Here is a 9,818-nt window from a genome sequence, read left to right on the forward strand (position 1 = left end):
GCAATCGCCCCAAAAGAAACCAAAAGGTCTGGCCCCTACATGCGGGTTTGGCTTCGCCAAACTACCCTCGCTACATCATTGCGCCGGGGGTACGCCGCGACAGGCCATCCATGGCCTGACGCGTCTCTCGCGGCATCCATGCCGCTCAACCCCCTCTGCAACGATTACGCTCAGCCTTCTGAAGGGGCCCTTGTCCCTGCCCAACCCTTCCATCCCGGAAATACCCCGGAATGCGCACCAGATTGCTCTCACCCTTCTCTTGGGTGAGCCGATCAATCGGCTCCATGCCCCTCGGCCATGGCGACGATGACCTTGCGTGCGCCGGTGAAGCGGCTGCGGGCGTGGGCGGCGAGCATGTTGTCGAGCATCATCACGTCGCCTTCCTGCCAGGGGAAGGCGATGGTGCAGTCGTCGAGCACGCCGCGCACTTCGTCGAGGATGGCGTCCTCGATGGGCGAGCCGTCGCCGTAGTAGACGTTACGCGGCAGGTCCTCTTCCTCGACGATCTCCAGCAGGCTCTCGCGCACCTCCGGGGGGAGGTTGGAGACGTGGAACAGGTGCGCCTGGTTGAACCAGACGTCCTCCCCGGTGCGTGGGTGGCGGGCGACGGCCTGGCACACCTGGCGGGTGCGCAGTTCGCCGTCCTCTTTCCATTCGCAGGCGATGCGGTGGCGCTGGCAGTAGGCTTCCACCACCGCCGGGTCGTCGCTGTTGAACACCTGCTCCCAGGGCACGTCGAGGCCGTTGCCGAAGTTGCGCACGTACATCAGCCCGTGGCGGGTGAAGCGATCGTGGATGCGCGGGTCGATGCGGCGGAACACCTCGCGGCTGTCGGCGATGGGCGTTTCGCCTCCGGTCTCGGCGGCGACCATGCTGTAGAACCAGATCTTCATCGGCCATTCGCGGGTGTAGGCCTGTTCGTTGTGCAGCGGGATCTTCTGGTGCGGCGGGTACTCGGTGGAGGTGTACACGCCCTGGGTGACGTTGGTGCGCGGGGTGGAGCCGAACTCGTAGTTCAGCAGCGGGTGGCCGAAGCCCGCGGCGAAGCGGCGGAAGGCTTCCGCGCCGCCCACGTCGAACCCGCGGAAGAGGATGCCGCCAGCGCTGAGCAGGTGGCGGTCCACCAGCTCGCGGATCGGCTCCAGCGCCTCGTTGAGGTCCAGCCCCGGCTCCGGGGCCTGGACCAGCAGCGGCAGGTTGCCCGCGCCCGGCAGCAGGGGCCGGGCGAGGAGTTCCAGCAAGGTGCTCATGGCGATCTCCCGGCGGCCTCAGGCCGCTTCCTGCAACGCTGCGGCCAGGGCCCGGGCGAAGCGGCGGGCGACTTCGTCCACCTGGTCGGCGGTGATGATCAGCGGCGGCAGGAAGCGCACCACGCTGCCGTGGCGGCCACCCAGTTCGAGGATCAGCCCGCGCTTCAGGCACTGGGCCTGCAGGCGCGAGGCCAGGGCGCTGTAGGTGGGCGGGTGGCCGAGGGCGTCCGGCGTGCCGGTGGGGTCCACCAGTTCCACGCCGAGCATCAGCCCGCGTCCGCGGATGTCGCCCAGTTGCGGGTAGTCGCGCTGCAGTTCGCGCAGGTGGCCGGCCAGGCGCTCGCCCATGGCGGCAGCGTGGGCGGGGATGTCGTGCTCCTTGAGGTAGCGCATCACCGCCGAGCCGGCGGCCATGGCCATCTGGTTGCCACGGAAGGTGCCGGCGTGGGCGCCCGGCCCCCAGGCGTCGAGCCACTCACGGTAGACCATCACCGCCAGCGGCAGGCTGCCGCCGATGGCCTTGGAGAGCACCACCACGTCGGGAATGATGCCGGCGTGCTCGAAGGCGAACATCCTGCCGGTGCGGCCGAAGCCGCTCTGGATCTCGTCGACGATCAGCGCCACGCCGGCCTTCTCGGTGATGCGGCGCAGGCCGCGCAGCCACTCGATGTCCGCCGGCACCACGCCGCCCTCCCCCTGCACCGCTTCGACGATCACCGCCGCCGGCAGCAGCACGCCGGCCTCGGGGTCGCTGAGCAGGTTCTCCAGGTAATGCAGGTTGGCGCGCACGCCAGCCTCGCCACCCAGGCCGAAGGGGCAGCGGTAGTCATAGGGATAGGGGGCGAACTGCACCCCATTGCCGAGCACGGCGCCCAGGGCCTTCTTCGGCCCGAGGTTGCCCATCAGCCCCAGGGCGCCCTGGCTCATGCCGTGGTAGCCACCCTGGAACGAGAGGATGGTGCTGCGCCCGGTGGCGGTGCGCACCAGCTTCAGCGCGGCTTCCACGGCATCGGTGCCGGTGGGGCCGCAGAACTGGATCTTCGCCTCGCGGGCCAGGCCCTCGGGCAGCAGGCCGAAGAGGTCCTGGACGAACTGGTCCTTCACCGGGGTGGTGAGGTCGAGGGTGTGCAGCGGCAGCTCGTCGTCGAGTACCTGGCGGATGGCGTCGATCACCACCGGGTGGTTGTGCCCGAGGGCCAGTGTGCCGGCACCGGCGAGGCAGTCGATGAAGGTGCGGCCCTCGACGTCCTCGACATACAGCCCACGCGCGCGCTTGAGCGCCAGGGGGATGCGCCGGGGGTAGCTGCGGGCATTGGATTCCTGCCGGGCCTGGCGGGCCAGCAGCGGTGAGGTTTCGAACTGGTAGAGCGTCTCGTCTTCGGCAACGGCGTGCGGCTGGCTGGTGGTGAGGCTGGTGGCGACGTGCATCCTTCGACCCTCGATGAAAGTGGCATCTGGCTCCGGGCCGGGTGCGTGTGGCGCATACCGGCCGTGTGCACAGAAGACGATGGGTGAAGGTGGGGATTTAGACGGAGCGTGTGTAGCCCGTTGCTGCACACGTTAAACTGCGCGGCCTCGCCCGAAGCCCGACTGACTGCACACCGAATGGAATCGAAGTGAACCGCTTTCTTGTAGACGAACTGCTCACCACACCTGGCCTGATGCGCCAGCACCTTCTGAATGCCTTAGCCATCCGGGTGGAGACGCTGGAGTTCCGCACCTTCGACGAAGGCCTGTGCGACGCCAGGCTTTACCACTGCGCCAGATCGAGCGGTGCGACGTCTGCCCAGGCACTGGTCGCGCTGCTCAATCACGAATTACACCGGGTGCAGGAATGGGCGATGGAGGAAACGACTCCAGAGCATGTCGACGACCTGATAAAGCACTGGCTATTACCGCAGCTCGTCGATGCCCGCCCTACCAGCATCAACCCGCAGGAAGCGACCCTGGAGATCACCAGCATGGGGGATGCCATCCGCAACGCAATTCTCGAGCGACGCGCCGACACCCGACGCCCGTACCACAGCGACTACTGGGGGATCTTCCTCGACGGCCAGCCGCAGCCGCTGGATACACCAATCCTCCCCGAGCAGCTGACAGTACCGGTGCTGGCCTTGCAGGACAGCTGGAACGAGAAGCTCTATTTATGCGAAACCCGTAACGCCTGGCTGCTCTACAGCTGGTCAACAGGGGCCTGAGCGATGAAGGTCTATCTGGACGACGAACGCGCCACGCCTGAGGGCTGGGTCCGTGCCTGGTGGCCGGATGAGGTGATCGCGCTGCTGGAGACCGGCCAGGTCAGCGAACTGAGCCTGGACCACGACCTGGGCGATGACCAGCGTGGCACCGGCTACGACGTGATCCTGTGGATCGAGGAGGCGGTGGCGCTGCGGGGGTTCGTGCCGCCGCACATCCATGTGCATTCGGCCAATTCCGCCGCCGTGGCGCGGATGCGCGCCGGGGTGCGGGCCATCGAAGCGCTGGCGGCGCGCAACGCTCAATCGGCGCGGTAGCGTCCTACCAGGCGCTGCAGGCCGCCGGCCATTTCGGCCAGGCGCTGGGTGATGCCGTTGGCGGTGTGGCTGCTCTCGGCGGTGTGCTGGGCGATGGTGACGATCTGGTGCACGTTGTGGTTGATCGATTCGCAGACCCGGGTCTGCTCGGCAGCGGCGTCGGCGATCTGCGCGTTCATGCCGTTGATGATGCCGGCGGCCTCGCTGATGGCCTCCAGGGCCTGACCGACCCGGGCCACTTCGGCGACGCTGCGGGCGCAGCCCTGGCGGATCTGTTCGATGACGGCGATGGCCTCGCGGGCGCCGCCCTGGAGGCGCTCGATCATCCCCTGGATTTCCGCCGTGCTGCTCTGGGTGCGGCCGGCCAGGGTGCGTACTTCGTCCGCCACCACGGCGAACCCACGCCCCTGCTCGCCGGCACGGGCCGCTTCGATGGCGGCGTTGAGCGCCAGCAGGTTGATCTGCTCGGCCACGCCACGGATCACGTCCAGCACCCCGCCGATGTGCTCGGACTCGCTGCCGAGCTGGCGGATGGTGGCGACGCCTTCCGCCACCTGGCCTTCCAGCCCGCAGATTTCCGCCGTGGCGCCGCCCACCAGGCTGCGTGCCTCGTCCACCCGGTGCTCGGCATCACGGGCGGCCTGGGCGGCGCTGGAGGCACTGCCGGCGATCTGCTGGGCCGCACCGGACATTTCCTCGGTGGCGGTGGCCAGTTGGCCGCTCTCGCGGTGCTGGGTGTCGATGCCCTGGCCGATGCCGGCCATGAAGGCTTCCAGCTCTTCGCTGGCGCGGCCCAGGGTGTCGGAGGACTCGCGGGTCTGCCGCACCAGGTGGCGCACCTGTTCGGCGAAGCGGTTGAAGGAGGTGGCCAGGGCGCCGAGTTCATGGCCGCTGGATTCGTCCAGCCGGCGGGTCAGGTCGCCCTCGCCCCGGGCGATGTCCTCCATGGTGGAGACGGCCTGGCCCAGCGGTGCATGAATGCTGCGCACCAGCAGCATCACCAGCCCCACCACCAGGCCGAGCAGCAGGACGACGGAGAAGCCGCCGCGCAGCAGGCTTTGGCGCAAGGCTTCGGCGAACTCCTGGTCGAGGGCGGCGACCAGGGCGTCGAGGTCGTCGATGTAGAAGCCGGTGCCCAGCACCCAGTCGGTGCCGGGCACGGGGACGACGTGGGCGAGCTTGGGGGATGGGGCGTCCTGGCCCGGCTTGGTCCAGCCGTATTCCAGGTAGTCACCACCATGCTTGGCGGCCTCGATGTACTCCTGCACCAGGGCGCGTCCGTCCGGGGTGCTGGAACTCCAGTAGTCGTTGCCTTCCCGCGAGGGGTTGTCGCCGCTGACCACCTGCACGCCGTGGGTGTCGTAGACGAAGAAGTAGCCGCTGTCGCCGTCGAAGCGCAGGGCGCGCAGCAGGTCCTTGGCCCGCTCCGGCTCGCCCCGCGCAAGGGCCGGCTCGACGGCGGACAGGGCCAGTTCCATGTAGTTGGCCAACTGGTCGCGGCGCGCATCCAGCAGCGACTGGCGCAGGGTGTCGCGCCCCAGGTCGCGCAGGTCACGGGCCTGGTCGAAACCGGTCCAGGCGCCGGCCAGCGCGAGCAACAGCAGTGGCAACATGGCCAGCCCGAGAATCTTCTGCTTGATGGACAATCCCTTCATTTCGCACCCCTCCGGTCACTGAACTGGCTCCGGGTTCTAGCACAGGGCCCAGCCCTGTTCAGGAGGCGACGCGAAAGAGGCGGAACCGAAGCGAAGGCGGCCGGTGGATGCCGGGCCGCCTGTGGCGCAGGCCCTGTCGGGCCTGTAGGAAAAGCGGTGCAAGACGGATCGAACGCCCTGACGCTGCGGGGCGGCATTTCCCGCTTAACGCTGGATGGGCACACCGCCATCACGCGCCCCGGGCCGTCAGCCTGGCGCGCCTGGAAACAGCCTCAGAGCGCCGGCCAGACCTGCAGCATTCCCGCCAGGTGCAAACCGCCGAGGGCCAGGCAGATAAGCGAACTCCACAGCCAGAATGCCGGGCTGCGGCCGAGCCCGACAGGGATCAGCGCCAGCCCGCCGACCCCGCGCAGCAGGTAGACGGCGGCGACCCCGCCCAGGACCAGGCGGCTCAGGGGCAGCAGCCGGCCGAGCCCGGCGCAGACCGCGTACAGCGCAAACAGGCCGAGCACCAGGGTGATGCCCAGGGTCACCCGCGTGGGGAACGGGCTGCCGGCCTCGGCCAGGCGCGCCATGCGCTCACCGGCGCCGAAGAAGCGGTACCAGGGCGCGCCGTAGCGGATGCAGCCGAGGTGCAGCAGCGCGGCGAGCGCACTCAGTGCGCCACCGGCCAGCAGGAAGGGGTTGGGAAACAGGTCGTCCATGGTCGGGGCCGTCCGTGGGTCGCGGGCTGGTTCAATCCAGCAGGGTGCGCAGCGTGCGCGCGGGGTTGGCGAGAAAGCCCCGGGTCACCCGCACGTGTTCGGTGTCGTCGTAGTCCACCCGTTCGAAGCCCTGGGGGCCGCACTGGTAGATCCAGGCGCCCGGGTAGGCCATGAGGATCGGCGAGTGGGTGGCGATGACGAACTGCGAGTCGTCCTTCACCAGGTCGTGGATGCGCGCCAGCATCGCCAACTGGCGCTGGGGCGAGAGCGCGGCCTCGGGTTCGTCCAGCAGGTAGACGCCCTTGCCGCCGAAGCGATTCATCATCAGCGCGAAGAAGGATTCGCCGTGGGACTGCTCGTGCAGCGAGAGCCCGCCGTAGGAGTCGATCACCGGCGGCGCCGGGGCGGGCTCGGCGTCCATCCGCTCGATCTCGGTGGCGACGTTGAAGAAGCTCTCCGCCCGCAGGAAGAACCCGTCGCGGGCGCGGCGCACGCCCTTGCCGACCCGCAGGGCCTGGTGCAGTTCGGAGTGGGAAGCCCAGGTGCCGAAGTTGAAGTTGCGGGTGCCTCCCTCGGGGTTGAAGCCCAGGGTCACCGCCAGCGCCTCCATGAGGGTGGACTTGCCCGAACCGTTCTCCCCCACCAGGAAGGTCACGGTGGGGCTGAACTCCAGGCGCCCCAGGTGCCTGACCGCAGGGAGCGAATAGGGGTAGTCGCGGCGGCCCTCGGCCTTGTCGGCCTTCAGGCGCATGTCGATCAGGTAGCGCGTGTCCATCGCGGGCCTCCGTAAAAAGGCCGCCATCCTAGCCAGCGGCGGGCCCTTCCACCAGCCGCCGAGCGGCACGAAACGCAGCCGAACCAATCACCGCTTGCGAGGATCAACCCTGCATCACCTGCAGGAGCCCGCCATGAGCGAAGACGGCAAGACACCGGGGCTGTCCCCCCGCGAACGCCAGGACGTGAACGAGAACCAGCCGCCCCGTGCGGCGGTGCTCCACGAGATCATCCGTACCCAGGGCGACCAGGAACTGGAGCGCAAGGCCGCCGCACTGTGGTGGTCGGCCCTGGCGGCGGGCCTGACCATGGGCCTGTCGCTGATGGCGATGGGCTTGCTGCATGCGCGCCTGCCGGACACCCCTGCCAGCCAGGTGATCGCCAGCCTGGGCTACTCGGCGGGCTTCCTGGCGGTGATCCTCGCGCGCCAGCAGCTGTTCACCGAGAACACCCTGACCGCCGTGCTGCCGCTGATGAGCCAGCCCACCCTGCACAACCTCGGCCGTCTGCTGCGCCTGTGGAGCGTGGTGCTGGCGGGCAACCTGGCCGGCACCCTGCTGGTGGCCTGGGTGATGCTGCATCTGCCGATCTTCGACGGCGCCACGGACCGTGCCTTCCTCGGCATCGGCCGCAAGGTGATGGAGAACGACAACGGGCAGATGTTCGCCAAGGGCATCGTGTCCGGCTGGATGATCGCCACCCTGGTGTGGATGATCCCCTCCCAGGAAAGCGCCAAGCCGCTGCTGATCATCCTCGTCACCTACCTGATGGCCCTGGGGGACTTCACCCACATCGTGGTCGGCTCGGCGGAGGTGTCCTACCTGGTGTTCGCCGGGCACCTCGACTGGGCAGCCTTCTGGCTCGACTTCGCCGGCCCCACCCTGGCGGGCAACATCGTCGGCGGCAGCCTGATCTTCGCCCTGATCAGTCACGCCCAGGTACGCAGCGACACACGCCGCCTGGACGATGCACGCACGGCGGAGGCGGAGGCGCCAGGGCAGCGCAAGCGGGGCTGAGTGGGCCGCTATCCAACACAAATAAAAGCAATTATCATTTGCGGCTTTCTGGTGGCCGGATGTCGCAGTGACCCCTTCCAACCTCGATGCCGTATTCCTCGCCCAGCGCATGCCGCTGTTGCGCACCCTGGCCCGCATGGTGAAGAGCCCAAGCGTGGCCGAGGACCTGGTGCAGGAAACCTACCTGCGGGTGGCGCGGACCCTCCACGAGCGGCCCATCGACCATCTGGAGCCGTTCCTCTTCCAGACCGGGCGCAACCTGGCCCTGGATCACCTGCGGCGCGTGCGCATGCAGTCACGGACGCTGCTGGAGGACGTGCCCGAGGCGGTGATCGAGGCCGTGGCGGCCCCCACTTCCTCCACCGAGGACGGCCTGCATGCCGAGCGCCTGCTGGAGCGCCTGGGCGACACCCTCGGTCAGTTGACGCCCCGCCAGCAGCGGACCTTCGTGCTCAGCCGCCTGCATGGCCTGAGCTACGGCGAGATCGCCGAACAGCTCGGCGTCTCGCCCAGCACGGTGCAGAAGGAACTGAAACTGATCATGACCCTGTGCATCACCCTGATGAGCCGGCTGGACCCGCCCACATGACAGGGTTTCGCTCCTGCCCGGGTTCGACAAGAATAGGCGCCCCACGCCCCGAGGACGCGCCCGTGCCCGACGAACACCGCCCTGCTTCCGATGCCCATCCAGCGGTGGACCCGGCCTGCCTGGGCGAGGCGCTGGACTGGCTGATCCTGCTGGACGAGGCCGATGACGAGTGCCGCCAGCGCTTCGAACGCTGGCGCACACAATCCCCCGAGCACGCCCGTGCCTTCGAGGCCGCGCGGCGGATGTGGAACGCCCCGCTGCTGGGTGAGGCTGCCGCCCGGCTGGAACCCACCCTCGCCCGCCCCCGTGCCAACCGCCGGTTGCGCCCGTTGTGGGGCCTGGCGGCTGCGGTGCTGCTGGCGGTGGGCGTGGGTTTTCACAACGAGCTGGTCTTGCGCGTGCAGGCCGACCACCTGACCGCCACCGGTCAGCGCCAGACCGTGGAGCTGGCCGACGGTTCACGGGTGTTGCTGAACACCCGCACGGCCTTTGCCGCCGACATCGACTCCACCCAGCGCAGCGCCCGGTTGCTGCAGGGCGAGGCCTATTTCAACGTGGCCAAGGACCCTAACCGCCCCTTCGAGGTAGAGGCCGGCCCCGTGAGCCTGTCGGTGCGCGACACCGCTTTCGCCGTGCGCTACCTGGGGGACGAAGCCGAGGTCAGCGTGGAGCGCGGCGAACTGGATCTGCGTTCCCGCCGCAGCGACGCACGCATGAGCCTGGCTGCCGGCGACAGCGTGCGCATCGGCCCGGGTGGTTTCAGTGATCGGCGCCGCCTGGACGCCGGGGACCTGGCCTGGGTGCGTGGGCGCCTGGTGTTCCAGGACTGTCCGCTGCGCGAGGTGCTGGCGGAGCTGCGGCGCTACTACCCCGGCTGGATCATCAACACCGACGAGCGCCTGGGCGAGCGCGCGGTGACCGGCAACTACCGCCTCGACGACCCCATCGCCGTGGTCCGCGCCCTGGCGGACATCACCGCAGCCAGCCTGCATGAGTACCCCGCGCTGGTGGTCATCGACTGACCCCGGCGCGCTGCCGCCCTTCTCCACGCCACATGACTGTCTCGGATGCGGGCCCCTGCGCGTTTGCTGGCGGAACGGGCCGGGCGTCTTGCGCGCGGATTCCCCGGGCTGAAGCCCGGGCTACGACGGTGCCTGCGTGGGAAATTCCATGTCCATTTGCCGTAGCGACGCGAGGTCAGATAGGGCGTCGGACTTCTCATCACGGCAAAGGTGATCCTTGCCAGGACGTAGGGGGACCGCGCTTCATCGGTCCACCCTGCGTGGTCACGGCGAACGCAATTGGTGGATAGAAAAA

At 68.7% G+C, this 9,818-nt stretch carries 10 protein-coding genes; 5 read left to right on the top strand and 5 right to left on the bottom strand.

The genetic code is table 11. The annotated features are described in order from the left end of the window. Window positions 1-272 precede the first annotated feature (272 nt). Both A9G05_RS25765 and A9G05_RS25770 read right to left on the bottom strand, forming a co-directional pair. Window positions 273-1,250, bottom strand: a complete 978-nt coding sequence (locus A9G05_RS25765) for a TauD/TfdA family dioxygenase (protein ID WP_069563646.1) — start codon at window positions 1,248-1,250, stop codon at window positions 273-275. An 18-nt stretch (window positions 1,251-1,268) separates the two neighbouring features. Continuing rightward, window positions 1,269-2,678, bottom strand: coding sequence for an aspartate aminotransferase family protein (locus tag A9G05_RS25770; protein ID WP_069563647.1), 1,410 nt, complete (start codon window positions 2,676-2,678; stop codon window positions 1,269-1,271). Between the two features lie 188 nt (window positions 2,679-2,866). Here A9G05_RS25770 and A9G05_RS25775 point away from each other — a divergent pair, with 188 nt between their 5' ends. Both A9G05_RS25775 and A9G05_RS25780 read left to right on the top strand, forming a co-directional pair. Further along, complete coding sequence (locus A9G05_RS25775; RefSeq protein ID WP_069563648.1) at window positions 2,867-3,448, top strand: hypothetical protein; 582 nt, start codon at window positions 2,867-2,869, stop codon at window positions 3,446-3,448. Window positions 3,449-3,451: 3 nt separating this feature from the next. Continuing rightward, on the top strand, window positions 3,452-3,763 hold the full coding sequence (locus A9G05_RS25780; protein ID WP_044399400.1) for a cyclic-phosphate processing receiver domain-containing protein: 312 nt from the start codon (window positions 3,452-3,454) through the stop codon (window positions 3,761-3,763). Here the strand turns inward: A9G05_RS25780 and A9G05_RS25785 are convergent. From A9G05_RS25785 to A9G05_RS25795, 3 genes are all read right to left on the bottom strand, one after another. Next, window positions 3,748-5,418, bottom strand: coding sequence for a methyl-accepting chemotaxis protein (locus A9G05_RS25785; protein ID WP_069563649.1), 1,671 nt, complete (start codon window positions 5,416-5,418; stop codon window positions 3,748-3,750). The genes A9G05_RS25780 and A9G05_RS25785 overlap by 16 nt on opposite strands. A 272-nt stretch (window positions 5,419-5,690) precedes the next feature. Continuing rightward, window positions 5,691-6,122 (bottom strand): hypothetical protein, encoded by a 432-nt coding sequence (locus A9G05_RS25790; protein WP_069563650.1) that lies wholly within the window; start codon window positions 6,120-6,122, stop codon window positions 5,691-5,693. A gap of 31 nt (window positions 6,123-6,153) precedes the next feature. Further along, window positions 6,154-6,897 (bottom strand): AAA family ATPase, encoded by a 744-nt coding sequence (locus tag A9G05_RS25795; RefSeq protein ID WP_069563651.1) that lies wholly within the window; start codon window positions 6,895-6,897, stop codon window positions 6,154-6,156. 133 nt (window positions 6,898-7,030) lie between these two features. On the opposite strand from A9G05_RS25795, the gene A9G05_RS25800 reads away from it, so the two are divergent. The 3 genes from A9G05_RS25800 (at window position 7,031) to A9G05_RS25810 (ending at window position 9,523) form a co-directional block, all read left to right on the top strand. Continuing rightward, window positions 7,031-7,912 carry a formate/nitrite transporter family protein gene (locus A9G05_RS25800; protein WP_069563652.1) on the top strand — a complete coding sequence of 294 codons (882 nt, stop codon included), beginning with the start codon at window positions 7,031-7,033 and terminating at the stop codon, window positions 7,910-7,912. A gap of 67 nt (window positions 7,913-7,979) precedes the next feature. Then, window positions 7,980-8,501 carry an RNA polymerase sigma factor gene (locus A9G05_RS25805; protein ID WP_069563653.1) on the top strand — a complete coding sequence of 174 codons (522 nt, stop codon included), beginning with the start codon at window positions 7,980-7,982 and terminating at the stop codon, window positions 8,499-8,501. A gap of 62 nt (window positions 8,502-8,563) precedes the next feature. Further along, entirely contained in the window at window positions 8,564-9,523 is a 960-nt protein-coding gene (locus A9G05_RS25810) for a FecR domain-containing protein (RefSeq protein ID WP_069563654.1), read from the top strand. Window positions 9,524-9,818 lie beyond the last annotated feature (295 nt).

It is taken from the genome of Pseudomonas sp. ENNP23 (genome assembly GCF_001728945.1).
GTDB classification, from domain to species: Bacteria; Pseudomonadota; Gammaproteobacteria; order Pseudomonadales; family Pseudomonadaceae; genus Metapseudomonas; species Metapseudomonas otitidis.